Raw genomic sequence first — 22,834 nt, 5'->3', positions numbered from 1 at the left:
ACCACATCAAAATTCCGGCAAGCCATTGAGCCAGCGGCGTTTATGGCCGAGGCTCGTTCCCGGCCCGACACCCTCTGCACGGAGAATATCCTGTTTGAAGCCCTGACCCGCCTGTTCGGCAAGCCCGAAACGCCTGCCGATCTTTCCGATCCCAAACTGGCCGTTGCCGCCCTTCTGGTGCACCTGGCCGCCGTTGACGGGGTGATGCAGGAGAGCGAGCGCCAGACCATTCGCGGCGCGCTGATGGCGCATTACGATCTCGACGCATCCAGCGTCGACAAGCTGATCCGTGACGCCGCGAGGCGCGATGCCGAAGCGGTGGATTTCTATAAGTTTACCAGTGGCTTGACGCAATTGGAGATGAGCGACCGCATCGAGATCGTCCGCATGATGTGGACAGTAGTTTTCGCCGACCGCACCAATCATGAACTGGAGGACAACATGGTCTGGCGCATCGCCGAATTGATCGGCGTCTCCAGCCGCGACCGCACCATTCTGCGCAATCAGATCCGCGGCCGCGCCGGGGACAATGCCGGCGACCAATAGGCAATAAACGCCCCGATCAGGCTCGAATTGGTGCAAATGCCCAGCATTTTTGCGCCCGCCTGTGCCAAAAAACCGGCGGGGAGTGACATCTGAACCGAAATGGTCAACGCATTGCTCACCTTTCGCGCCGTGCTTTGCCGTTCCCTGCCCCTCCCCCTATGATCAGGATCAATGTGCCGCCATCGCGCCCATGGCACAAGCAAACGAACAAGGAGGACAGACATGTTCAAGACCCTGCTGATCGCCATCGACGGCTCCGAACTCGGCGACAAGGCGCTGGCCACCGGCATCGAACTGGCCAAGACCCAGAATGGCAGAATCACCATCCTGACTGCCACCGATCCGGTCAGCACCGGCATCGGCTCGGGCGGCTTCGGCACCATCGATGCCGGCAATATCATCGCTCGGCTGGAAGAAAATTATACCAGCCAGGCCACGGCCCTTCTCGATGCCGCCCGCAGCAAGGCGGAAGCGGCGGGCCTCGCCGTCGAAACGCTGCATGCGCCGCGCCAGCGCCCCGCCGATGCCATCCTGGCCACGGCCAGGGAAAAAGGCAGCGACATCATCGTCATGGGCTCGCACGGACGGCGCGGCCTCGGACGCCTGCTGCTCGGCAGCCAGGCCGCCGACGTGCTCTCCCATGCCAGCGTGCCGGTGCTCATCGTCAAGTAAAGACGGCAGGCACAATAGGAGAAAGGGGACCGCCGCATGCGGGGTGCGGCGGATTTGTGGCTTGCCATGACGGGTCTTTGTGGGCAGAACCTGCCCCCATTCCGTCCCTCCCGCACGGCGACAAGGCAAGACATGAATATCGACGCGATCCCCACCGGCAAGAATGTGCCCGACGACCTCAACGTCATCATCGAAGTGCCGCTCGGTGGCGAACCGATCAAATATGAGATCGACAAGGACAGTGGCGCCCTGTTCGTCGACCGCTTCCTCTATACGCCCATGCGTTATCCGGGCAATTACGGCTTCGTGCCCCATACTTTGTGCGGCGACGGCGATCCGCTCGACGTCATCGTGATGAATTCGCGCCCGCTCGTGCCCGGCGCCGTGGTGCGCTCGCGCCCGGTCGGCGTGCTGTTCATGGAAGACGATGGCGGCCAGGACGAAAAGATCATCGCCGTGCCGGTCAGCAAGCTCACCCGCATGTATGACAATATCGCCGATATCGGCGACCTGCCGGAAATCCAGCTGGAGCGGGTCAAGCATTTCTTCACCCATTACAAGGATCTCGAGCCGGGCAAATGGGCCCGCATCGACCGGATCGGCGGCCTCGATGAGGCGCGCGAGGTGATCCTCAAATCCATCGAAATGGCAAAATCGGCCTGAACGACGTCGATCCAATCGCGGCCTTCGGCGTTATAGGCGGACATGTCCCTCGCCCCGAAGGCCCTTTTTGATGACCTATGCCGCCGCCCTGACCCTTGCCGCCCTGATGATCCTGCCTGCCGCAGCGCAGGAAGCCTCCCTGCCGGACAACGCCGATATTGCCGGCATTCTCAGTGACAGGATCGGGCGCGACCAGGCCAATGTCGGCATTGCCGTGGCCCTGATCGAAGGCGGGGAGACCCGCTTCGTGTCCCATGGCACAATGGCGCTGGACGGCGCCGAGCCGGTCGACGAGCACACGATCTTCGAAGCCGGATCGATCACCAAGCTCTTCACCAATCTGCTGCTGGCGCAATTGGTCGACAAAGGCCGGATCGATCTCGACGCGCCGATCGCCGATTACCTGCCCGAAGGCTTCATCATGCCCCAGCAGGGCGAGCGCCCCATCACCGCTTTCGATCTGGCCACCCATAGGGCCGGCTTTTCCGGCCTGCCCGAGGACGTGCTCGCCGCCGACCTGAACAACCTCTATTCAGGTTACAATGCCGAGCAATTGCGCGCCTGGCTCGCCACCTATGTCCCCGCGCGACCCAGTGGTGAAGGCTTTGAATATTCCAATATCGGCACCGCCATTCTGGGGCTTGCCATCGAAGAGGTGAGCGGGCTTTCCTATGCCGACCTTGTCAAGGAAGCCATCCTCACCCCGCTGGGCATGGATGAAACCAGCCTGGCCCTGACCGGCACGGCCCGACCGGAAATGGCCATGGGCCATGACGGCGCCCGCGAGCCGGCCTCAAACTGGGATTTTGAGGTCTTTGCGCCGGCCGGTGCGCTGCTCACCAATAGCGCCGACCTGATCAAATTCATCGGCGCGGCCAGCGGCGCCAGCCCAACGCCCTTGCAGCCCGCATTTGAAACCATGCTGGCCCGCACCGTCCCGGTCAGTGATGGAATCTCGATCGGCCTCGGCTGGTTCATCACCGATACCGGCCAGAGCGAAATCGTCTGGCACAATGGCATGACCGGGGGCTATTCCAGCTTTGCCGGATTTGATCGCGAAAGCGGCAATGGCGTCGTGGTCCTGACCAATATGGCCGCCCGATTGGGCGTCAACGATATCGGCATGCACCTGCTCAATCCGGCCATTCCGCTCAATGCCCAGCCGAAAGTCCGCAGCGCGGTGGAGATCGACCCCGCCCTCTACCGCGATTATGCCGGCGAATATGTGCTGGCGCCGGGAGCCGTGCTGAGCGTCAGGGCGGAAAACGGCAAGCTGCTGGCACAATTGACCGGGCAGCAGGCCTTCGAGATTTTTCCCGAAAGCGAAAGCGACTTCTTCTACAAGATCATCGATGCGCAGATCAGCTTCATGCGTGAGGACGGCGCGGTCAAATCGCTGGTCCTCTACCAGAACGGCCAGGTTATGCCGGCGCTGAAACTGCAATAGGCGGGCGGGACGGCAATGCCCCGCCCCCTCGGGGGCCCGCCATCACCCCCGAAATCCCATCCGCCCGATCAGCCCGTCCCTGACGACGAAATGGTGCCAGAGCGCCGCGCCGATATGGAAAAGGGCCAGAACCAGCAGCAGCTTGCTGACGAGGCCATGTACGCCAAAGGGCGGCAAGAGGGTGAAATCGGGCAGGGCGCCGCCGCCGAAGATTTGCTGGGCCGCCCCGCTCAGCGCCACCATGCCCATGCCCGAGGCCACCATGACCAGAATGGCGGCATAAAGCCCGATATGGACGAAGCGTGCCAGAAGATGCTGCATCCCTGACACGCCCGCCACCGGCTTTGGATGCCGGTCGAAAACCACAAACCAGGCGATGCGGAACAGGGTAAGCGCGCCCACGGACAGGCCCAGCGCCACATGCATGGGCAGGATGGCGCCGAGATTGGGACCATCCATGATCTGGCCGCTGACCAGCAAAAACAGGATGGCCAAAGCCGTCAGCCAGTGAAGGGCGGCGGGCATGGCCCCATAATGATCCACGGACGATTTGAGCGGCATAAGAGCCTCCATTGCCAGGGCATCAGGAATGACGATATAGTGAGCACCCTATATAATTTAGTGAGCTGACTATGTAAATGGCGCTGCGACCGGAAACTTCCGCGGGCTACATGACCAATCTGGCCGGACGGCTCTTTGCCCGCGCCATCGAACGGCGCCTGGCCCCTTTGGGGCTCAATCCGGCACATATGCCGATCCTGCTCGGCCTGGAGGCTGGCCCGCAGCCGCAGAAAATCCTCGCCGAACGCGCGCGGGTCAGGCAGCCCACCATGACCGCCACGCTCAATCGCATGGAAAAGGACGGACTGGTGGAGCGCCTGCCCAATCCCGAGGATGGCCGCTCCTCGCTGGTGGCTTTGACCCCCAAGGCGCGGGACAAACTCGGCGCCGTCGCCGAAGCGGGGCAGGCGGTAAACCTGCTGGCACTCAAGAGCCTCAGCCGGGAGGAGCGAGCGCAATATTTCGCCCTGCTGGAACAGGTGATCGCCAATCTCGATAAAGACGATGAGCCCATCGACCCCTGACACTCCGGCTGACGCCAATAGCAAAGGCCCGGAGCTGTCGCCCCGGGCCCTGTTCATTCCAGTCCAGACGACGTCTGGTTAGATCCCCATATTGGCCAGCACTGCCAGGAGCAGCAGGGCCACGATATTGGTGATCTTGATCATCGGATTGACGGCGGGGCCCGCCGTGTCCTTGTAGGGGTCGCCGACGGTATCGCCGGTGACGGACGCCTTGTGGGCGTCCGAGCCCTTGAGATGCTTGACGCCATGGCTGTCGGTGAACCCGTCCTCAAAGCTCTTCTTGGCATTGTCCCAGGCGCCGCCGCCGGCGGTCATGGAAATGGCGACGAAGAGCCCGGTGACGATGACGCCCATCAACATCGCCCCCAGAGCCGAGAAGGCATTGGCCTGGCCGGCAATGTTGAGGATGAGGAAATAGACCACGATCGGGCTGAGCACCGGCAGGAGCGAGGGCACGATCATTTCCTTGATCGCCGCCTTGGTCAGCATATCCACCGCCCGGGCATAATCGGGCTTGGAGGTGCCGGCCATGATGCCCGGATCGGCCTTGAACTGGCGGCGCACTTCCACCACCACCGATTGGGCGGCGCGGCCCACCGCCGTCATCGACATGCCGCCGAAGAGGAACGGCAGGAGCCCGCCGAACAGCAGCCCGACCACGACATAGGGATTGGCCAGGTCGAAATTGACCGTCAAATCGGTGAAATAATGCTTGATGTCCTCGGTATAGGCCGCGAACAGCACCAGCGCCCCCAGACCCGCCGAGCCGATGGCATAGCCCTTGGTGACGGCCTTGGTGGTGTTGCCGACCGCATCGAGCGCGTCGGTATTGTGGCGCACTTCCTTGTCGAGGCCGGCCATTTCGGCAATGCCGCCGGCATTGTCCGTAACCGGGCCGAACGCGTCGAGCGCCACGATCATGCCGGCCAGAGCCAGCATGGTGGCCACGGCGAAGGCGATGCCGAACAGGCCCGCCAGCGAATAGGTGACGATAATGCCGGCAATGATGACCAAAGCCGGCAGGGCGGTGGATTCCAGCGATACGGCGAGGCCCTGGATCACATTGGTGCCATGGCCGGTGACCGAGGCTTCGGCGATGGAATTGACCGGGCGGCGATTGGTGCCGGTGTAATATTCGGTGATGACGATGATCAGCCCGGTAATGACCAGTCCGACCACGCCGCACCAGAACAGGCTCCAGGGGGTGAAGACCTTGTCGGCCGTCTCGATGGCGACATTCATGTCGCCGAACATCAGCCACAGGACCGGCAGCAGCGCCACCAGCGACAGCACGCCCGAGGCGATGACGCCCTTATAGAGCGCGCCCATGATATTGTTGTCGCTGCCGAGCTTGACGAAATAGGTGCCGATGATCGAGGTGACGACGCAGGCCCCGCCAATGGCCAGCGGCAGGACCATGCCGATGAGCTTGAACTGCTCGGGCAGGATGATGGCCGCCAGCACCATGGTGGCGACGATGGTCACCACATAGGTTTCAAAGAGGTCGGCCGCCATGCCGGCGCAGTCGCCGACATTGTCGCCCACATTGTCGGCAATGGTGGCCGGATTGCGCGGATCGTCCTCGGGAATACCGGCCTCGACCTTGCCCACCATGTCGCCGCCCACATCGGCACCCTTGGTGAAGATGCCACCGCCGAGACGCGCGAAGATCGAGATCAGCGAGGCGCCGAAGGAGAGGGCCACCAGCGCATCGATGACGGTGCGGCTGGTCGGCGCGAAGCCGAGCCCGGTAAGGATGATGAAATAGAGCGTGATGCCCAATAGGCCCAGCCCTGCCACCAGCATGCCGGTGACGGCGCCGGACTTGAAGGCGAGATCGAGCCCCTTGGCGAGCGAACCGACGGCAGCCTGGGCCACCCGCACATTGGCGCGCACCGAGACATTCATGCCGATGAAACCGGCGGCGCCCGACAAGACCGCCCCGATCAGGAAGCCGATCGCGGCATAGACGCCCAGCAACAGCCAGGCGGCGATCAGGATGACCACGCCGACAATGGCGATCGTGGTATATTGGCGTTTGAGATAAGCCGATGCCCCCTCGCGCACGGCGGCGGAAATTTCCTGCATGCGCGTCGAGCCCGCATCGGCCTTGAGCAGGCTCTGGGTGGTGACGACGCCATAAACGATAGACAGACCGCCACAGGCGACGATCAGCCAAAGTGCCAGATCCATAGGATTGATCCCTTGAAGTTTTCTCCTCCGAGGAACCCGCGCCGCTCCGTCCGGGTCTTGCGCCCGATTCGCAGCCAGCCCTCCGACGGGCCCCTCCCGAAACCGGAGATTACCGGGATTAATCGGTTAAGCAATGGATATTGCGATGATTTGCCGCGCGCTATCGCCGCCGGAAAGCGCGCGTCGCCATACCGGAAAGCCGGATCGGGGCTTGCTTTCTAGCGCCCCCGATGCAAGCCGAGCCCCGCGGCAAGCGCCGCCAGTTCCCCGGCATTTCCAGTGACGGCCAGAAGCTTGATGCGGCTGCTTTCGCCGCTGACCAGGGCAATGGCCGATTTCGGCACGCCCAGCGCCGCCGCGATCAGCATGATGACCGCGGCATTGGCCTTGCCCTTGTCGGGCACGGCCGAAACCCGCACCCGCGCACCTGGACGCCGTCATCGCGGATTTCGGCGCCCTCTATGCCCTCGCGCCCGGCATTGGGGGTGACGCGGAGCCGGAGCAGCAGGCCGGTCTCGGTGCGCCGGAACCAGGAGGATGGCGCTTCGGAAGAATGCTCCGCCATCGCTCTCGGCCGTGCCTAGATGCCGGCGCGAACCACCGCCGGATAGAGATAATAGCCGATCAGCGACTGGATGAAGAAGATGATGAGAAAGGCGATCAGCGGCGAAAGGTCGAGCCCGGAGAAATTGGGCATGAAGCGGCGGATCGGATTGAGCACCGGCTCGGTCAATTGATTGACCACCCGCCAGACCGCAGCGACGAACTGATTGCGCGTATTGATGACATTGAACGAGATCAGCCAGCTCATGATGATCATGATGAGCAAGACCCACCAATAGAGCTGGAGCAGGATGAGAATGATGTCGAGCACGGCGCGCATAGGCGTCTCCGGGAAAACAAGGCTCGAAACATCTAGTCATTACCGGCGCAGGCAGCAAGGCTCCAGACGCTGCGCCGCTGGGACAGATTCGGGGCCCTGCACCGACCACGCCATGCAGGGCCCCGAATGACTGACCAGTCCGGTACGCAATACACTTCATCCGGACGTCCTCTCTCTTGCAGGAAGCGTGCCAGATCGCCCGGGGCCGCAAAGCCGGGTCCAGATGTTAAGCGCTTATGAATATTCGCATTTTTCCCTTCCCGATGCATTGCAGAATGCGAGAGGGCTCGCATTCTGCAACAGGGGTCAGGCGGTCGGGCGGCTCGGCTTCCAGGTGATGACGCGGAAGAGATAAATCAGCACCACCAGCGCCAGGACCGCATAGCTCAGCGGATCGAGCACCACTTCGATGACGTGGTAATGCTCGTGCAGGATAAAGCCGGCAAGGGTGAGGAACGTGTTCCAGACCAGCGCCCCGGTGCCCGAGGCCAGAAGAAAGACCGGCAGGCTCATCCGGGCCAGCCCGGCAGGCACCGAGATCAGGGTGCGGATGATCGGCATCAGCCGCCCGAACAGCACGATGATCGGGCCGAAGCGCCGGAAGGCGGCCACGGCGACATCGATCTCGGCCGAATTCATGGTGATGAGCCGTCCATGGCGGTCGGCCAGCCAGCGCACCCGCTCGAGCCCGAACAGCCGCCCGGCGAAATACCAGGGCAGCATGCCGACAACGGCGCCCAGAGTGGCGGTGACCAGAACTCCAGCAAGGCTCAATTGGCCATTGGCGGCGGCAAAGCCGGCAAAGGGAATGATGAGCTCGGAAGGAATGGGCGGAAACAGGCTTTCCGCCAGCATGACCAGGAAGATGCCCAGATAGCCCAGATCGGTAATGGCCTGGATGATCCAGTCGGTCATGACGTCATGCTCCTCATCGCTCAACCACTGTCACCGCCGGACCTGTCCCGGTGGCCACGCTTTGGCCAAAAAATGGATTGCCGGGACGAGCCCGGCAATGACGTGGTGGAAACTAACAGCCAGACCCTAACAGCAGCTTAGGCGGTCTTGGCGGCGCGGCTCTGCTTCTTGCGCTCGTTCGGATCGAGCCAGATCTTGCGCAGGCGGATCGACTTGGGCGTCACCTCGACATATTCGTCATCGGCGATATAGCCCAGCGATTGCTCCAGCGTCAGCTTCTTGGGCGTGGTCAGGCGCACCGCCTCGTCCTTGGACGTGGTGCGGATATTGGTGAGCTGCTTGCCCTTGAGCGCGTTCACTTCCAGATCGTTTTCGCGGCTATGCTCGCCCACGATCATGCCTTCATAGATGTCGACGCCGGCATCGATCATAATCGGGCCGCGCTCTTCCAGATTCCACAGCGCATAGGCCACGGACTGGCCGGTACCGTTGGAAATCAGCACGCCGGTGCGCCGCCCCGACAGATCCCCCTTATAGGGCACGAAGGCATGGAACAGCCGGTTGAAGATGGCGGTGCCGCGCGTATCGGAGAGCAATTCGGCCTGATAGCCGATCAGCGAGCGGGTGGGGACGAGCAGACGAATGCGGGTACGGCCGACGCCGGAGGCGCGCATATCGGTCAATTCGCCCTTGCGCTCGGTCAGCTTCTGCACCACCGCGCCGGTATGTTCGTCATCGACGTCGATGATGACTTCTTCCACCGGCTCGAGGCGCTGCCCGTCCTCTTCCTTGAACAGCACTTTGGGGCGGCCAATGGTCAATTCGAACCCTTCGCGGCGCATGTTCTCGATCAGCACGGCCAGCTGGAGTTCGCCGCGTCCGGCCACGTCGAAACTGTCATTGTCGTCGCCCGGGGTGACGCGGATGGCCACATTGCCCTCGGCCTCGCGCATCAGCCGCTCGCGGATGACGCGGGACTGCACCTTGTCGCCTTCGCGGCCGGCCAGCGGGCCGTCATTGATGCGGAAGGTGACGCTGAGGGTCGGGGGGTCGATCGGCTTGGCATCGAGCGGCTGGGTGACCGAAGGCAAGGCGATGGTATCGGCCACGGTCGAGGTCTCGAGCCCGGCAATGGAGACGATATCCCCGGCTTCGCCGATATCGATCGGGGTGCGTTCGATGCCGCGGAAGGCCAGAACCTTGGAAATGCGGCCCTTCTCGACGATCTTGCCATCGCGGTTGAGCGTATGGACCGCATCGCCGGCCTTGATGGCGCCCGAGGAAATGCGGCCGGTCAGGATGCGGCCGAGGAACGGATTGCGCTCGATCGTGGTGACCAGCATGCGGAACGGGCCCTCTTCCACCTGCGGCGCGGGCACATGTTCGATGACCTTGTCGAGCAGCGGCCCCAGGCTTTCGCGGGCCCCATCGGGCTCATGGGCCATCCAGCCCAGCTTGGCCGCGCCATAGAGCACCGGGAAATCGAGCTGTTCGGGCGTCGCATCCAGCGCGATGAACAGATCGAAGATTTCCTCGAGCACTTCGAGATGCCGCTCGTCGGCCTTGTCGATCTTGTTGATGGCCACGATGGGCCGCAATCCGCGCGCCAGGGCCTTGCCGAGCACGAACTTGGTCTGCGGCATCGGGCCTTCGGCGGCATCGACCAGCAGCACCACGCCATCGACCATGGACAGGATACGCTCCACCTCGCCGCCGAAATCGGCGTGGCCGGGCGTGTCCACGATATTGATGCGGGTATCCTTCCACAATAGCGAGGTGACCTTGGCCAGGATGGTGATACCGCGCTCGCGCTCGATATCGTTGGAATCCATGACGCGTTCCTCGACGCGTTCATTCTCGCGGAAAGAGCCGGCCTGCTTGAGCAGAACGTCGATCAGCGTGGTCTTGCCGTGGTCGACGTGAGCGATGATAGCAATATTGCGCAGGGCCATGGGGGTCCGCCTTGATGGGCACGATCCGCAAAACCGCCCCACGGGAGAAACCTCGGGTGGGCTGGTCAGGGCAAACCATGCGATATGAATTTGCCGGGGCCGATATGGAGGGCAGGCCCGGCAGGGTCGCGCGTCCATACCCCAGAAGGCTCGGTTTCACAAGGTTTCAATATGCAGGGCGGGTCTGCGGCCGGTCGGGAAGTGCTTTCGAGCGGCCTGGTGGCCCCGATTCCCGCCCAAAAGGCGAAAATCGGTCGGCACCCATCACGATGCCTTGCGCCGCGCCTGCGCCTTGGCCGCCTCCGAATGCAGCAGATTGGCCAGGGTGTTCGCCTGCAGGGGCGGCGAAAACAGGAAGCCCTGTACTTCCGAAACCCCGTATTCGCGCACCATGGCCAGCTGTTCCTCGGTCTCGACGCCCTCGGCGGTCGTCACCATGCCCAGCGATTGCCCCAGCCCGATCACCGCCTTGATGATGGCGCGGCTATCGTTGCGGCTGGTCAGGTCGCGCATGAAGGTGCGGTCGATCTTGATCTTGTCGAAGGGGAAACTGCGCAGATAGGACAAGGAGGAATAGCCGGTGCCGAAATCATCCATGCAGATGCGCACGCCCATGTCGCGTAGCGCGTGCAGCGCCGCTATCGTGGCCTCGCTATCGGTGAGCAGCAGGCTTTCGGTGATTTCCAGCTCCAGCCGCGTCGGTTCGAGCCGCGCCGCACCCAGCGCCGATTTGACCTGCCCCACCAGGTCGCGATTGCGGAACTGCACTGGCGAGAGATTGACGGCGACGCGCACCCAATCGGGCCAGGAGGCGGCGGCCCGGCAGGCTTCATGCAATACCCATTCCCCGATCGGCACGATCAGCCCGGTCTCCTCGGCCACCGGTACGAATTCGGCCGGAGGAATGGTGCGCTCGTCATGATCCCAGCGCAGCAGGGCCTCGACACAGGTGATGCGGTTCTCATTGACGCCCAGCAGCGGCTGGAACATGAGGCGCAATTCCTCCCGCTGCATGGCCATGCGCAGCCCCGCCTCGATGGACCGGCGCTGCTGCAATTCGGCATCCATGCCGGTCTCGAAGAAATGATAGGTGGAGCGGCCCTCGGACTTGGCCTTGTAGAGCGCCAGATCGGCATTCTTGACCAATTGATCGGTCCGGCTGCCGTCGCCAGGCCCCACGGCAATGCCCACCGAAGCGCCAATCTCGATCTGCTGGCCGCCGATATTCATCGGTGCGCGCATGGCCTTGACGATACGGTCCGCCACCTTGGCGGCCATATCGACCCCGTCGATCGGCCGCAAAAGTATCGCAAATTCGTCCCCGCCCAGCCGTGCCAGGAGATCGGTCTCGCGCGTCGTACCCCAGAGGCGCACGGCAGCCTGCTTGATCACCTCGTCGCCCACCGCATGGCCCAGCGTATCGTTGACCGCCTTGAAATGGTCGAGGTCGATATAGAGCACGGCGGCCATCTCGCCCCGCTGCACTGCCGCCTCGGTGCTCGCCATCTGTTCGAGGAATTCGATGCGATTGGGCAGGTCGGTCAGCGCATCATGGCGCGCCAGGTGCCGGATGCGCGCCTCGGCCTGGCGCTGCTCGGTAATATCCTCATGGGTGGACACCCAGCCCCCATCCTTCATCGGATGATGCTGCATCAGGATGGTGCGATTGTTCAGCTCGTGGATATTCTTGCCATATTCGCGCTTGGCGATGACCTCGCGCCGCCAGGCGATATATTCCTGCTTGGTGCCGCTGGAGCTCATGCCGCTGTCGAACAGATGCCCCAGAATGTCTTCGAGCTGGGTGCCGGGGCGCAGCAGCGTCACGGGTAGATTATAGATGCGGGCATAGGGCTCATTGCAGATCACCAGCCGTCCGCGCGCATCCATCATGCACAGCCCGATCGAGATATTGTTGACCGCCGCATCGAGCCTGATGTTCTGCCTTTCCAGCTCCAGCTTGCGCTTTTGCAGGCTTTCGGAGCGGGCGATCTCCTCGGTAATGTCCTCATGGGTCACCACCCAGCCCAGCTTGTCGGTATAGATATGGGCGGTTTCGATGATGCGGCCGCCAGTGACCACTTCCTGACTCTTGGCCCGCGCCCCGTCCCGATTGGCCAGCAATTCGCTGGTATAATGCTCGTAGAACGCCTCGGGGCCCTGGCCGGGATGATTGCCCAGCCGCGCCGAGAGATGCACCACGTCTTCCAGCGTCATGCCGCGATGGATGGCATCGGGCGCGAAACCGTAGAAATCGCGGTAATGCTTGTTCCACATCACCAGCCGGAATTGCGGCGACCAGACGCAGAAGCCATAGGGTATGCTTTCCAGGGCGGCGTCGAGCAGCAGCGTGTCCGCCACCTCCCCCACCTTGCCGGCTTCCTCAACGCGCATCGAACCCCCTTGTTCCCCAACCCATTATCCGACGCTGGCGCGAAGGCTAATCAGCCCCCCTTAACGGGCGATTAAGCCGGAGACGCTCAATCGCCGACCCCCAGCAGCGGGGCGAGCAGCGCGGCGCCGGCCTCGGGCGTCAAAACCCCCATATCGAGCCGGATGGCATAGTTTTTATGGGCATGGACCGCGTCCTGCCAGCGCTGCACCGGCGGCGGAATGCCCGGACCGACCGCATAAAAACCGCCGCGCGGATCGGCATTGCGGCGCGCCATGATGATGTCGAGGGCGCAATCCACCCCCACCAGCGTCACCGCCAGGCCGGACAGCGCCCGTTCCATCTCATCCATCGGATCGAAGGGGCTGGCATAATCGGCATGCAGGCCCAGATCGGCCACCACGTCGAAATCCTGCCGCGCCAGAGCCGCCATGGCGGCAAAGTACGCCGCATAGAGCCGGCGCATTTGCGGCTCGAGATCGGGCCGTTCCCCCCCGGGCCTGAGACCGATGCCCGGCATCAGCGCGGCGGGCAGGGCGGCGTTGAAGGCGTCGACGCCCCAATTGATCCATTGTCCGGGCATTTCGGCCTGCACCGCCCGGGCAAGGCTGGTTTTGCCGGCGCGCGGCGCGCCATTGAGGATGAGAATACGCCCGGCCATGGCAGGCTCCAAAAAAAGGGGCGGCCTTGCGGTCCGCCCCTTCCCAATCGATCAGCCCCGCGCCTTCTGGTTGCGGGCGGCCCAGGTCTTGAGCCGCAGGCCATTGAGGCGGATAAAACCCTCGGCATCCTTGTGGTCATAGGCCACAGCGCCCTCTTCGAAGGTCACGAGGTCCATGGAATAAAGCGAATAGGGCGACGTGCGGGCGATGACGCTGGCCGAACCCTTATAGAGTTTGACGCTGACCTCGCCGGTGACGAATTGCTGGCTCTTGTCGATCAGCGCCTGCAGCATTTCGCGCTCCGGCGAATACCAGAAGCCGTTATAGATCAATTCGGCATATTTGGGCATCAGCTCATCCTTGAGATGGGCTTCACCGCGGTCGAGGGTGAGCGATTCGATGCCGCGGTGGGCCACCAGCATGATCGTGCCGCCCGGGGTCTCGTAAAGGCCGCGCGACTTCATGCCGACAAAGCGGTTTTCCACGAGGTCGAGACGGCCGATGCCGTGCTTGCCGCCCAATTCGTTGAGCCGGGTGAGGAGCGCCGCCGGCGACAGCTTTTCGCCATTGATGGAGACCGGATCGCCCTTCTCATAGCCGATAGTGATGATTTCGGGTTCGTTCGGGGCCTTTTCCGGGTCCGTCGTGCGTTGCGGCACGTAATCGGGGAAGGGCACGGCAGGGTCTTCCAACACCATGCCCTCGGACGAGGTATGCAGCAGATTGGCGTCGACCGAGAACGGGGCTTCGCCGCGCTTGTCCTTGGCAATGGGGATCTGGTTGGCTTCGGCATAGGCCAGAAGTGCGGTGCGGCTGCGCAGATCCCATTCGCGCCAGGGGGCGATCACCTTGATGGCGGGATCGAGCGCATTGGCGGTCAATTCAAACCGCACCTGGTCATTGCCCTTGCCGGTGGCACCATGGGAAATGGCGTCTGCCCCGGTTTCATGGGCGATCTCGACCAGCCGCTTCGCGATCAGCGGGCGGGCAATGGAGGTGCCGAGCAGATATTGGCCCTCATAGACCGTATTGGCGCGGAACATCGGGAAGACGAAATCGCGCACGAATTCCTCGCGCAGGTCTTCGACATAGATGTCCTTGATGCCGAACATCTCGGCCTTCTTGCGCGCCGGCTCCAGCTCCTCGCCCTGGCCCAGATCGGCAGTGAATGTCACCACCTCGCAATCATAGGTTTCCCGCAGCCATTTGAGGATGATGGAGGTGTCTAGGCCGCCCGAATAGGCCAGCACGACCTTTTTGATGTCTTTTGCCATTTTATGTCTCGGTAATGATGGCCGGAACGGCCCGAATTCGGGCGCACCCTAGTCAGGCACGGGCTTTGGTGCAATTGTCCGCGCGCAAGATTCTTGAGCCTCCGCCATGCAAGCCGTCATTCCCGACTTTCCCGTCATCCTTGCCTTCGCACTGGCCACGATTGTCCTGGCCATCACGCCGGGGCCCGACATGGCGCTGCAGATGAGCCGCGCCATCAATTACGGGCGCGCCCATGGAATGGCCGCCATGTTCGGGGCCATGGCGGGCATTCTCGTGCATACATCGCTGGTCGCCTTCGGCATTTCGGTGCTGATCATCGCCGCCCCGCCGCTGTTCTTCGCGCTCAAGATCGCCGGGGCGCTTTATCTGCTCTGGCTCGCCTGGCAGGCCATTACCAGCGGCGGCGGACTGCGCCTTGCCGAAGCGGCGAAAAAGCCGCCGACCCTGCGCCAGAGTTTCATGACCGGCATCGGCATCAACCTGCTCAATCCCAAGGTCGTGCTGTTCTTCGTGACCTTCCTGCCCCAATTCGTCGATGCCCATGATCCGGGCGCCACCGGCAAGCTGTTCTTCCTCGGCCTGGAATTCGTCGCCGTGTCCATTCCGCTCGGCATCGGCACCGTCCTGGCCGCCGGCTGGCTGGCCGCCGCCTTCAAGCGCAGCATCTGGGTGGAGCGGGCGCTCAACTGGAGCTTTGCCGCCATCTTCACCGCCTTTGCCGCCACGATCCTGACCGCACAGGCCCGCCACTGATGAATTACCGCCACGCCTTTCACGCCGGCAATTTCGCCGACGTGGTCAAGCACATCATCCTCACCCGCATCCTCGCCTATCTCCAGCGCAAGGACGCCGCGTTCCGGGTGCTCGACACCCATGCGGGCCTCGGCATCTATGACCTTTTCGGCGAACAGGCCGAACGCACCGGGGAATGGCAGGCCGGAATCGGGCTTGTGCTGGACGCGGCCCTGCCGGACGATATAGCCCGCCTCGTCGCGCCCTATCTCGAAGCGGTCAGGGCACAGAATCCTGACGGCAATCTGCGCTATTATCCCGGCTCGCCCTTCATCGCCCGGCACATGCTGCGCGCGCAGGACCGGCTGATGGGGTTCGAGCTGCATCCCATGGATGCCGACCGGCTCAAGGAGAATTTCGCCGGCGATTTCCAGACCCGCATCACCGAACTCGATGCCTGGAAGCTTTTCGGCACCCATTTACCGCCCAGGGAAAAGCGCGGCCTCGTTCTGGTCGATCCGCCCTTCGAGGAAAAAGGCGAATTTTCCCGCATGGTCAAAAGTCTGGTTCAGGGCCACCAGCGCTGGCCGGGCGGGCTCTACGCCTATTGGTATCCGATCAAGGAACCGGGCGAGGTCGATGCCTATGTGAAGGCACTCAAGGCGACCGGCATTGCCAAAATCCTGCGCATCGAACTGACCACAAGCCCGCCCTCCACGCCGCCGCGCCTGCACGGCACCGGCATGATCGTGGTCAACCCGCCCTATGTGCTGGAAGAAGAAATGCGCCTGATCCTGCCGGTTTTGGCGGATCTGCTCGGTGTCGAGGAGCGCGGAGGCTGGAGCGTGGATTGGGTGGCGGGGGAACAGGTCGCCAAATAAACGCTCTCACCTATGCGGCGGCTGGTCGAAGCCTGAAGCAGTGGACAGAAAAAGCCTGTTTCAGCGGTGCATTTGGGCCCCTTGAGCTATCCCCCGTTTTGTCACTGCCCGGTTTATCCGGGCAGTCCAGTACGCCAGCCTGTCCTGAAGGACCGCCCGGACAGGCCGGGCGGTAACGAAGGAAGGAACGGTTCCCACAAGACCGGAAAGCCCTAAAGCACCAGCAGCGCGTCCCGGTCCTTCTTGCTCAGCCGTTCGCTTTCGCTCTTCAACTGCCCGCAGGCGGCGAAAATGTCGCGGCCGCGCGGCGTGCGCACCGGAGAGGCATAGCCGGCCTTGTTGACGATGTCGGCAAAGCGCTCGATGCGGCCCGAGGGCGAGGTGCCGTAATTGGAGCCGGGCCAGGGATTGAACGGGATGAGATTGATCTTGGCGGGAATACCGGCCAGGAGCCGCACCAATTCGCGCGCCTCCGCGTCGCTGTCATTTACGCCGTCGAGCATCACATATTCGAAGGTGATGCGGCGCGCATTGGAAAGGCCGGGATAATTCCTGCAGGCCTCGAGCAAGTCCTTGAGCGGCCATTTCTTGTTGATCGGCACCAGAACGTCGCGCAGATCGTCGCGCACGGCATGCAGCGAAATGGCCAGCATGACGTCGATCTCGCGGCCGGTCGGCTCGATATAGGGCACGACGCCGGAGGTCGAGAGCGTGATGCGGCGCTTGGAAATGGACATGCCGTCGCCGGCCGAGGCGATCAGCAGCGCAGCTTTGACATTGTCGTAATTATAGAGCGGCTCGCCCATGCCCATCATCACGATATTGGTGATGGCGCGGGTCTCCCCGCCGGGCACCAGGCCCCCGTCATCGGGACGGGTGCCGCCGGGAAAATCGCCCAGGCGCTCGCGGGCCATCAGGATCTGGCCCAGGATTTCGCCGGCGGTGAGGTTGCGCACCAGTTTTTGCGTGCCGGTATGGCAGAACGAGCAGGTCAAGGTGCAGCCGACCTGGGAGGAGACGCAAAGCGTGCCGCGATCGCTTTCCGGAATATAGACGGTTTCGACCTCGACCGGGGGCATATTGGGATTGGCCGGATCGCGAAAGCGGAACAGCCATTTGCGCGTGCCATCCATCGATACCTGTTCGGTGACGATTTCCGGGCGATCGAGATTAAAGGTGTCGGAGAGTTTCTGGCGCACGGGCTTGGCCACATTGGTCATGCGCTCGAAATCGGTGACCCCGTTCACATAAAGCCAGTTCCAGAGCTGGCTGGCGCGCATCCGCCCTTCCTTTTCGCCGACCACGTCATGGCTGACCAGCATGTCGGCAAGGCCCGCCTTGGACAGCCCGATCAGCGATGGACGGCTGGCCGCTGCGGGACGCACGGCACTGGAATGATCAAGGTTCAGCGCAATGCTCATGGCGCGACGGGGCTCGAAATGGGGGAAAGTGCAAGCCGTGTAGCACAAGCGCCGTCCCGGCGCAAAGTCACGCTGCCGGGAAGCAGGAATGCAAAACCGGAGCCGGGCCCGAAAGCGGGATCAGCACTCCGCGCCGACTGCCTGCTGCGCCGCGGTGGCGCCGGAAAGGGAATAGGATTGCACGATGCTGGTGCCGTCCGCGGCAATGCCCTGCACGGTTATGGTCGAGCCGGCGCGGATGGCGGAGGCGAGATTGGCCGCCTGGCTGGCATCGTCGAGCCAGGCCGCGTCGCCCTGGGTGAAGAGATTGAAGCTCTGCCCGCCAATGCTGACAATTGCCATCGAGCCAGTCTGGAAAGTATAGCCGGCCACGACGTTGAACTCATTGACCACGTCCTCGGCAGGACGGGACGTGACATAGATATAGGCCTCGCCATAGCCCGCCGGCAGCGGCTGCGTGCTCTTGGGCCGCGTCATGGCAAAGCAGATCGTGCCCATGCCGTCATCGGCGGCATAGCTCGACCAATCACGAAAATCCCCCAATACCCGCGCCGATTGCGCCTGCGCCGGAAGTACGGACGCCGTGACGGCGGCAAGGGCGAGGAGCGACAGGCGGAATGAGATCATCGAAATTCTGCTCTCGAATACGGCGACAGGCGGCGGGCCTTGTGACCCGGCGCCCAGTTATGAGGTTTCGGCCGCTTGGGGCAAGCCCTTACCGGCAGGCCGCGTCAATGGCGTTCATGGCCGCAGTGGCGCCGGACAGCGAATAGGTATCCACCGTATTGGTGCCCCGCTGGCTGGTGCCGCGCACCACCATCTGACTGCCCGCCTTGAACGCGGTCACGAAACCGGCCTCGTCGCCGGCCGAGGCCAGCCAGGCAGTGGAGCCGCGCGCCGCCATCGTATAGGAGCGCCCGTCAATGCTGACCGACGCCTTGGCGTCGCTGCTATTATAGGGATAGCCGATCTGGGTCTGCGCTTCGTTCTTGGAGCCCATGCCCTTGCGATGCACGATCAGGAACTTGATCGGATCGCGATTGGCGCCGGCCGGCTCGCTCTTGCTCGGCTCGCCGATGATGAAGCAAAGCTGGCCGCTGGCATCGCTCGCCGTATAGGCCGACCAGGCATTGAACGTGCCCAATTCGGTTGCCTGCTGCGCCTGCGCAACGGGCGCCACGGCCATGAAAGCGGCTAGAGTGAGCCCGGCTAGAAGGCGGCCGGTTTTCGTCGTCATCGCCAATTCTTCCTCTTGTCTTGCTGCCGTTCGGAAATGCCTGCCCGCACAGAATGGACCGAACATGGTTACCAAGGTGTCAAATCCGCCGGATTTTGACGGCATTCGTTTCAAATGAAAGCCAATCGCGGCGGCAATTTGGCGAGAAGGCCGAATGTCCGCCCGGTTTGTCCGCAAAGGGTTAAGGCAAGGCTAACGCCTGGCGAAGTCCGGTCTCACGCCGCCAGCGAATAGGATTGCTCCACCAGATATGGCCCCCCACCCACCGAATCGCGGCTGGAAAACAAGACGAAGCGCGCCGGCACGAAGCCCAGCGGCTCGAAGCGCGCCGCCTCGGCGATGAACCGGGCGACCTCCTCGGCCGCAATTCCCCGCAGCCGCGCCAGGCTGACATGGGGCATGAATTTGCGCCCATCCGGCGCGAGGCCGGCCATTTGCAGCACCCGTTCCTGCGCCGCCTGCAGGTTGCGCAGCGCCTCGGAAGGCTCGATGCCGGCAAACAGCGTCCTCGGCTTGTCGCCGCCAAAACTGCCCAGATGCGTCAGCCGCACCGGAAATTGCAGCGAATTGGCCAGCCGGCCGAGGCTGACCGCCACCTCATCGGCGGTCTGATGATCGACATCGCCGATAAAGCGCAGGGTGATGTGATAATTCTCCGGCTCGATCCAGCGCGCGCCATTGAGACCGCCCCGCTTGAGCGAAAGGGCAAAGGCGATGTCCTGGGGAATTTCGAGGCCGGTGAAAAGCCGGGGCATGATGTCCTCCCTGGCAGGCAAGCCTGGCGGTCAGGCGTGACGATTCCTGCCCCCGAGCCTAACACAATGATTTTACCGGGCCAGACCCGATACCATTTCGGCCCGTTTATCCTTGTCAATCAATGAGACTATCACCATATTCCGTGCCAAGTGGCAAAAGCCGATTGCCCACGGCGGTATGGAACCGCACCTGTTAGTTTCGGATGAAGGAGCCTGAAAATGGCTGAATATGACCGTCAGACCCTCAATGCGCGGGCCGGCTCGGCCTTGGCCATCGACGAGGGTCTTCGCAGCTATATGCTGCGCGTCTACAATTACATGGGCCTGGGCCTGGTGGTGACCGGCCTGGTCGCCTATTTCACCAGCCAATGGGCCATGGCGAGCCAGGCCAATGCCGAACTGCTCTATGGCAGCCCGCTGGCCTTCGTGCTGATGCTCTCGCCACTGGCTTTCGTTCTGGTGCTCAGCTTTGGCATCAACAAGCTCTCCGTGCCCGCCGCACAGGCCGTGTTCTGGGCCTTTGCCGCCGTGATGGGCCTGTCGCTGAGCTCGATCTTCCTCGTCTATACCGGCGCCTCCATCGCCAAGGTGTTCTTCATCACCGCCGCCACCTTCGGCGCGATGAGCCTTTACGGCTACACCACCAAGCGCGACCTGACCGGCATGGGCAATTTCCTGATGATGGGCCTGATCGGCATCATCATCGCCTCGATCGTCAACATCTTCATGGCCTCCTCGATGATGGACTTCGTCATCTCGGTGGTCGGCGTGCTGATCTTCACCGGTCTGACCGCCTATGACACCCAGAAGATCAAGGAAAGCTATTCGGAAGCCTATGGCGCCGACGTCATGGCCAAGAACGCCATCATGGGTGCGCTCTCGCTCTATCTGGACTTCATCAACCTGTTCATGATGCTGCTCCGCCTGTTCGGCAATCGCGAATAACAAGCGAAGTCCTTGATCGCCGGATCAAGGAATTTGGTTGGACGTCAAACCGGACCGCAGCGTAAAAAGCTGCGGTCCTTTTCTTTGCGCACCATCATGTCAGACGCCATTCTTCGCCCCTTTCGCTGGTCGGACATTCCCGCCATCACAGCGATCTACCGCCATTATGTCGAGCACAGCGCCATCACCTTCGACACCGAGGCGCCCGGGGAAGCGGCAATCGCGGAAAAGTATGCGGCAATCGTCAAGCTCGGCCACCCGCTGATCATTGCCGAGCGCGACGGCAAGGTGGCGGGCTATGCCTATGCCAGCACTTACCGGCCCCGCGCCGCCTATCGCTTCACCGCCGAGGATTCGGTGTATCTCGATCCCGATGCGACCGGGCAGGGCCTGGGCACGCTGCTGCTCGCCGAATTGCTGGCCCAGTCAAAAACCTTCGGCTTCCGGCAGATGCTGGCGGTGATCACCGCCGATACCGCCAATTCGATCCGGCTGCACGAACGCTTCGGCTTCAACAAGGTCGGCTATTACACCGGTGTGGGCTATAAATTCGAACGCTGGCACGACATCGTGCATCTGCAAAAGGCGCTTTGAACTTCATGGCCATGCTGCCCCATCTCATGGTCGGCCCGCCCTGATCAGGCAGTGCTCGAAAAGCAAACAGCGCTCAAAACAAGCCGGAAACGATGCTGCGCTTGCGCAGGCTCACCCCACCACGACCAGGTGCGGATCGAGCACGCGCAAGACCTGCGCCAGGTCATGACCGCGCTTGAGGATCATGCCCTGCTGGTTGGCGACCATATATTGGCCCTGCCGGTTGCGCAGCTTGGGATTTTTCTCGACCACGAAAAGCGGACGCTCCGAGACGCGAGCATAGATCGAGAACAGCGCACGGTCCTTGAGGAAATCCATGGCATAGTCGCGCCACTCGCCCGCGCCCACCTTGCGGCCATAGACCGAAAGAAGCTGCATCAATTCCCGCCGGTCGAAGGCGACGATTGATTGCACGGGGCTTTTGTGTTGCGCCTGCGGTTCTCCCACATGCACCAGCGAAAGAGTGTTCCCTGACTTATCCGCGGGATTGTACACGCCGCCTCTATGCCTGTGTGGTCACCGCCTGATGATCGACCGATTTGTGCAATGGCGCAAGGGGCCTAAAATTCCCCAATTCAGCCACGATCCTTCCCTTTTGACGCCCCATTGGCCGGTCAAGGTTCAATCATTGCCTCCAGTGGCTGGCGGAGAGGCCGACCGAGCCCCCAAACTACGACGCCTCTCTGCCAGCCGCCCCCAATTCTGAGTTGACCATAGTCAGTCCCCGCTCCCCCCTCCAGGGAGCGGGCTTTTTTTACGCCCGATAAGGATTGCGCATCCCTCGGATACGAGGCGGATCAGAATTCGTAGAGCGTCGCGCCCAGAATAGGTCCGGGCAAGCCGTTGCGCTCGTTCTGCACCAGGATGGCGAGGCCGCTATTGCCCCGCTCGGCGCCTGCCAGTCCGGCCAGCGGCAGCTTGATCTCGGCACCGGCCTCGGCTTCCCACATGCCCAGGATCTGCCTGTCGGTCACCACCTGGGTATAGACCATGTTCCGTCCGGCATTTTCGCCGGCATCGATGCCGACATCGGCGCGCACCAGATAGCGCACCATCCAGATATTGGCGTCCTCGAGGCGGGCATCGGCGGGCACGCGGATCGCCAGCATGTCACCCTGCTGAACAAGGCTGACCTTGAGCGGCAATTGCGCCGAGGCCAGGGCATCCTGAACCGCGTCGCGCCGCGAGCCGATCACCCCCTCGGCCCCGTTGATCACCATTTGCGGGGTATAGATGCGGGACGAGCCCCAGCCCTTGGCATAGCCGCGCTGGCGGTCGGAAAAGCTCTTGCTGCCAAACGTGTCCTGCCAGCCGATATAGTCCCAATAATCGACATGATAGGCCAGGGCCACGACATCGCCGCGCTCGGCGAGGCTGGTGAGCAGCGCATCGGCCGGCGGGCATTGCGCACAGCCCTGGCTGGTGAACAATTCCACCACCGCCCTCGGACCGGTGCCCCTCGATTCGGCAATGGTCCCACCTGCAGGGGCAAGCGAAAGGGCAAGGCCGGCAATGAGACCGAAGGCGGGGCGGAACAGCATGGCAAGGTTTTAAGCCGCTGCGCCGCCGCCTGCCTAGTCAAAAGCG

General features: G+C 62.7%; 24 protein-coding genes. 9 read left to right on the top strand and 15 right to left on the bottom strand.

Annotation, left to right across the window (positions count from 1 at the left end):
* Nucleotides 1–42: 42 nt before the first annotated feature.
* The 4 genes from H0482_RS06300 (at nucleotide 43) to H0482_RS06285 (ending at nucleotide 3,328) form a co-directional block, all read left to right on the top strand.
* A complete protein-coding gene (locus tag H0482_RS06300; protein WP_193729207.1) occupies nucleotides 43–546 on the top strand; it encodes a tellurite resistance TerB family protein in 504 nt (167 codons plus the stop codon).
* A gap of 222 nt (nucleotides 547–768) precedes the next feature.
* Nucleotides 769–1,218 carry a universal stress protein gene (locus H0482_RS06295; protein ID WP_193729206.1) on the top strand — a complete coding sequence of 150 codons (450 nt, stop codon included), beginning with the start codon at nucleotides 769–771 and terminating at the stop codon, nucleotides 1,216–1,218.
* Between the two features lie 132 nt (nucleotides 1,219–1,350).
* On the top strand, nucleotides 1,351–1,881 hold the full coding sequence (ppa, locus tag H0482_RS06290) for an inorganic diphosphatase (RefSeq protein WP_193729205.1): 531 nt from the start codon (nucleotides 1,351–1,353) through the stop codon (nucleotides 1,879–1,881).
* A gap of 70 nt (nucleotides 1,882–1,951) precedes the next feature.
* The gene (locus H0482_RS06285; RefSeq protein ID WP_193729204.1) at nucleotides 1,952–3,328 is read left to right on the top strand and encodes a serine hydrolase; all 1,377 of its coding nucleotides are present in this window, start codon (nucleotides 1,952–1,954) and stop codon (nucleotides 3,326–3,328) included.
* Between the two features lie 42 nt (nucleotides 3,329–3,370).
* Here the strand turns inward: H0482_RS06285 and H0482_RS06280 are convergent, their stop codons facing one another.
* Nucleotides 3,371–3,889, bottom strand: coding sequence for a cytochrome b (locus tag H0482_RS06280; RefSeq protein WP_193729203.1), 519 nt, complete (start codon nucleotides 3,887–3,889; stop codon nucleotides 3,371–3,373).
* Between the two features lie 77 nt (nucleotides 3,890–3,966).
* Here H0482_RS06280 and H0482_RS06275 point away from each other — a divergent pair, with 77 nt between their 5' ends.
* Nucleotides 3,967–4,413, top strand: coding sequence for a MarR family winged helix-turn-helix transcriptional regulator (locus H0482_RS06275; RefSeq protein ID WP_193729202.1), 447 nt, complete (start codon nucleotides 3,967–3,969; stop codon nucleotides 4,411–4,413).
* 78 nt (nucleotides 4,414–4,491) lie between these two features.
* Here H0482_RS06275 and H0482_RS06270 read toward each other — a convergent pair whose 3' ends face one another.
* The 8 genes from H0482_RS06270 to H0482_RS06235 form a co-directional block, all read right to left on the bottom strand.
* Nucleotides 4,492–6,606 carry a sodium-translocating pyrophosphatase gene (locus tag H0482_RS06270; protein WP_193729201.1) on the bottom strand — a complete coding sequence of 705 codons (2,115 nt, stop codon included), beginning with the start codon at nucleotides 6,604–6,606 and terminating at the stop codon, nucleotides 4,492–4,494.
* A gap of 218 nt (nucleotides 6,607–6,824) precedes the next feature.
* On the bottom strand, nucleotides 6,825–7,025 hold the full coding sequence (locus H0482_RS16515) for a DUF167 domain-containing protein (protein ID WP_330998212.1): 201 nt from the start codon (nucleotides 7,023–7,025) through the stop codon (nucleotides 6,825–6,827).
* A 161-nt stretch (nucleotides 7,026–7,186) separates the two neighbouring features.
* Nucleotides 7,187–7,489 carry a YggT family protein gene (locus tag H0482_RS06260; RefSeq protein WP_193729200.1) on the bottom strand — a complete coding sequence of 101 codons (303 nt, stop codon included), beginning with the start codon at nucleotides 7,487–7,489 and terminating at the stop codon, nucleotides 7,187–7,189.
* 306 nt (nucleotides 7,490–7,795) lie between these two features.
* Complete coding sequence (locus H0482_RS06255; RefSeq protein ID WP_193729199.1) at nucleotides 7,796–8,404, bottom strand: DedA family protein; 609 nt, start codon at nucleotides 8,402–8,404, stop codon at nucleotides 7,796–7,798.
* Between the two features lie 137 nt (nucleotides 8,405–8,541).
* Nucleotides 8,542–10,356, bottom strand: a complete 1,815-nt coding sequence (gene typA / locus H0482_RS06250; protein ID WP_193729198.1) for a translational GTPase TypA — start codon at nucleotides 10,354–10,356, stop codon at nucleotides 8,542–8,544.
* Nucleotides 10,357–10,620: 264 nt separating this feature from the next.
* Nucleotides 10,621–12,747, bottom strand: a complete 2,127-nt coding sequence (locus H0482_RS06245; protein ID WP_193729197.1) for a putative bifunctional diguanylate cyclase/phosphodiesterase — start codon at nucleotides 12,745–12,747, stop codon at nucleotides 10,621–10,623.
* Nucleotides 12,748–12,833: 86 nt separating this feature from the next.
* The gene (locus H0482_RS06240) at nucleotides 12,834–13,406 is read right to left on the bottom strand and encodes a phosphotransferase-like protein (protein ID WP_193729196.1); all 573 of its coding nucleotides are present in this window, start codon (nucleotides 13,404–13,406) and stop codon (nucleotides 12,834–12,836) included.
* Between the two features lie 51 nt (nucleotides 13,407–13,457).
* The gene (locus H0482_RS06235) at nucleotides 13,458–14,681 is read right to left on the bottom strand and encodes an argininosuccinate synthase (RefSeq protein ID WP_193729195.1); all 1,224 of its coding nucleotides are present in this window, start codon (nucleotides 14,679–14,681) and stop codon (nucleotides 13,458–13,460) included.
* A 106-nt stretch (nucleotides 14,682–14,787) separates the two neighbouring features.
* On the opposite strand from H0482_RS06235, the gene H0482_RS06230 reads away from it, so the two are divergent.
* Together H0482_RS06230 and H0482_RS06225 are read left to right on the top strand one after the other, a co-directional pair.
* Nucleotides 14,788–15,435, top strand: coding sequence for a LysE family translocator (locus tag H0482_RS06230; RefSeq protein ID WP_193729194.1), 648 nt, complete (start codon nucleotides 14,788–14,790; stop codon nucleotides 15,433–15,435).
* Nucleotides 15,435–16,295 (top strand): 23S rRNA (adenine(2030)-N(6))-methyltransferase RlmJ, encoded by an 861-nt coding sequence (locus H0482_RS06225; RefSeq protein WP_193729193.1) that lies wholly within the window; start codon nucleotides 15,435–15,437, stop codon nucleotides 16,293–16,295. Before H0482_RS06230 ends, H0482_RS06225 begins: the two co-directional genes overlap by 1 nt.
* 212 nt (nucleotides 16,296–16,507) lie before the next feature.
* Here H0482_RS06225 and rlmN read toward each other — a convergent pair whose 3' ends face one another.
* From rlmN to thpR, 4 genes are all read right to left on the bottom strand, one after another.
* Complete coding sequence (gene rlmN, locus H0482_RS06220) at nucleotides 16,508–17,716, bottom strand: 23S rRNA (adenine(2503)-C(2))-methyltransferase RlmN (protein WP_193729192.1); 1,209 nt, start codon at nucleotides 17,714–17,716, stop codon at nucleotides 16,508–16,510.
* A gap of 120 nt (nucleotides 17,717–17,836) precedes the next feature.
* Nucleotides 17,837–18,343, bottom strand: coding sequence for an invasion associated locus B family protein (locus tag H0482_RS06215; protein WP_193729191.1), 507 nt, complete (start codon nucleotides 18,341–18,343; stop codon nucleotides 17,837–17,839).
* 88 nt (nucleotides 18,344–18,431) lie between these two features.
* On the bottom strand, nucleotides 18,432–18,953 hold the full coding sequence (locus tag H0482_RS06210) for an invasion associated locus B family protein (protein WP_193729190.1): 522 nt from the start codon (nucleotides 18,951–18,953) through the stop codon (nucleotides 18,432–18,434).
* A 215-nt stretch (nucleotides 18,954–19,168) separates the two neighbouring features.
* The gene (thpR, locus tag H0482_RS06205; protein ID WP_193729189.1) at nucleotides 19,169–19,708 is read right to left on the bottom strand and encodes an RNA 2',3'-cyclic phosphodiesterase; all 540 of its coding nucleotides are present in this window, start codon (nucleotides 19,706–19,708) and stop codon (nucleotides 19,169–19,171) included.
* 219 nt (nucleotides 19,709–19,927) lie between these two features.
* On the opposite strand from thpR, the gene H0482_RS06200 reads away from it, so the two are divergent.
* Nucleotides 19,928–20,653, top strand: a complete 726-nt coding sequence (locus H0482_RS06200) for a Bax inhibitor-1/YccA family protein (protein ID WP_193729188.1) — start codon at nucleotides 19,928–19,930, stop codon at nucleotides 20,651–20,653.
* 96 nt (nucleotides 20,654–20,749) lie between these two features.
* Nucleotides 20,750–21,247, top strand: coding sequence for a GNAT family N-acetyltransferase (locus H0482_RS06195; RefSeq protein ID WP_193729187.1), 498 nt, complete (start codon nucleotides 20,750–20,752; stop codon nucleotides 21,245–21,247).
* Nucleotides 21,248–21,358: 111 nt separating this feature from the next.
* On the opposite strand, the gene H0482_RS06190 is transcribed toward H0482_RS06195, so the two are convergent.
* Nucleotides 21,359–21,703 (bottom strand): DUF2794 domain-containing protein, encoded by a 345-nt coding sequence (locus H0482_RS06190; RefSeq protein ID WP_210319123.1) that lies wholly within the window; start codon nucleotides 21,701–21,703, stop codon nucleotides 21,359–21,361.
* A gap of 341 nt (nucleotides 21,704–22,044) precedes the next feature.
* Nucleotides 22,045–22,788, bottom strand: coding sequence for a DUF1223 domain-containing protein (locus tag H0482_RS06185; protein WP_193729185.1), 744 nt, complete (start codon nucleotides 22,786–22,788; stop codon nucleotides 22,045–22,047).
* Between the last annotated feature and the right edge of the window lie 46 nt (nucleotides 22,789–22,834).

It is taken from the genome of Devosia faecipullorum (genome assembly GCF_015158295.1).
Lineage (GTDB): Bacteria > Pseudomonadota > Alphaproteobacteria > Rhizobiales > Devosiaceae > Devosia > Devosia faecipullorum.
This window is presented reverse-complemented; position numbering and strand designations above follow the sequence as displayed.

Excerpts from the sequence above, each read along its gene's own strand:
- H0482_RS06300 (WP_193729207.1), top strand. The coding sequence starts at position 43 with ATGGCCGAGGCTCGTTCCCGGCCCGACACCCTCTGCACGGAGAATATC.
- H0482_RS06295 (WP_193729206.1), top strand. The coding sequence starts at position 769 with ATGTTCAAGACCCTGCTGATCGCCATCGACGGCTCCGAACTCGGCGAC.
- ppa (WP_193729205.1), top strand. The coding sequence starts at position 1,351 with ATGAATATCGACGCGATCCCCACCGGCAAGAATGTGCCCGACGACCTC.
- H0482_RS06285 (WP_193729204.1), top strand. The coding sequence starts at position 1,952 with ATGACCTATGCCGCCGCCCTGACCCTTGCCGCCCTGATGATCCTGCCT.
- H0482_RS06280 (WP_193729203.1), bottom strand. The coding sequence starts at position 3,889 with ATGCCGCTCAAATCGTCCGTGGATCATTATGGGGCCATGCCCGCCGCC.
- H0482_RS06275 (WP_193729202.1), top strand. The coding sequence starts at position 3,967 with ATGGCGCTGCGACCGGAAACTTCCGCGGGCTACATGACCAATCTGGCC.
- H0482_RS06270 (WP_193729201.1), bottom strand. The coding sequence starts at position 6,606 with ATGGATCTGGCACTTTGGCTGATCGTCGCCTGTGGCGGTCTGTCTATC.
- H0482_RS06260 (WP_193729200.1), bottom strand. The coding sequence starts at position 7,489 with ATGCGCGCCGTGCTCGACATCATTCTCATCCTGCTCCAGCTCTATTGG.
- H0482_RS06255 (WP_193729199.1), bottom strand. The coding sequence starts at position 8,404 with ATGACCGACTGGATCATCCAGGCCATTACCGATCTGGGCTATCTGGGC.
- typA (WP_193729198.1), bottom strand. The coding sequence starts at position 10,356 with ATGGCCCTGCGCAATATTGCTATCATCGCTCACGTCGACCACGGCAAG.
- H0482_RS06245 (WP_193729197.1), bottom strand. The coding sequence starts at position 12,747 with ATGCGCGTTGAGGAAGCCGGCAAGGTGGGGGAGGTGGCGGACACGCTG.
- H0482_RS06240 (WP_193729196.1), bottom strand. The coding sequence starts at position 13,406 with ATGGCCGGGCGTATTCTCATCCTCAATGGCGCGCCGCGCGCCGGCAAA.
- H0482_RS06235 (WP_193729195.1), bottom strand. The coding sequence starts at position 14,681 with ATGGCAAAAGACATCAAAAAGGTCGTGCTGGCCTATTCGGGCGGCCTA.
- H0482_RS06230 (WP_193729194.1), top strand. The coding sequence starts at position 14,788 with ATGCAAGCCGTCATTCCCGACTTTCCCGTCATCCTTGCCTTCGCACTG.
- H0482_RS06225 (WP_193729193.1), top strand. The coding sequence starts at position 15,435 with ATGAATTACCGCCACGCCTTTCACGCCGGCAATTTCGCCGACGTGGTC.
- rlmN (WP_193729192.1), bottom strand. The coding sequence starts at position 17,716 with ATGAGCATTGCGCTGAACCTTGATCATTCCAGTGCCGTGCGTCCCGCA.
- H0482_RS06215 (WP_193729191.1), bottom strand. The coding sequence starts at position 18,343 with ATGATCTCATTCCGCCTGTCGCTCCTCGCCCTTGCCGCCGTCACGGCG.
- H0482_RS06210 (WP_193729190.1), bottom strand. The coding sequence starts at position 18,953 with ATGACGACGAAAACCGGCCGCCTTCTAGCCGGGCTCACTCTAGCCGCT.
- thpR (WP_193729189.1), bottom strand. The coding sequence starts at position 19,708 with ATGCCCCGGCTTTTCACCGGCCTCGAAATTCCCCAGGACATCGCCTTT.
- H0482_RS06200 (WP_193729188.1), top strand. The coding sequence starts at position 19,928 with ATGGCTGAATATGACCGTCAGACCCTCAATGCGCGGGCCGGCTCGGCC.
- H0482_RS06195 (WP_193729187.1), top strand. The coding sequence starts at position 20,750 with ATGTCAGACGCCATTCTTCGCCCCTTTCGCTGGTCGGACATTCCCGCC.
- H0482_RS06185 (WP_193729185.1), bottom strand. The coding sequence starts at position 22,788 with ATGCTGTTCCGCCCCGCCTTCGGTCTCATTGCCGGCCTTGCCCTTTCG.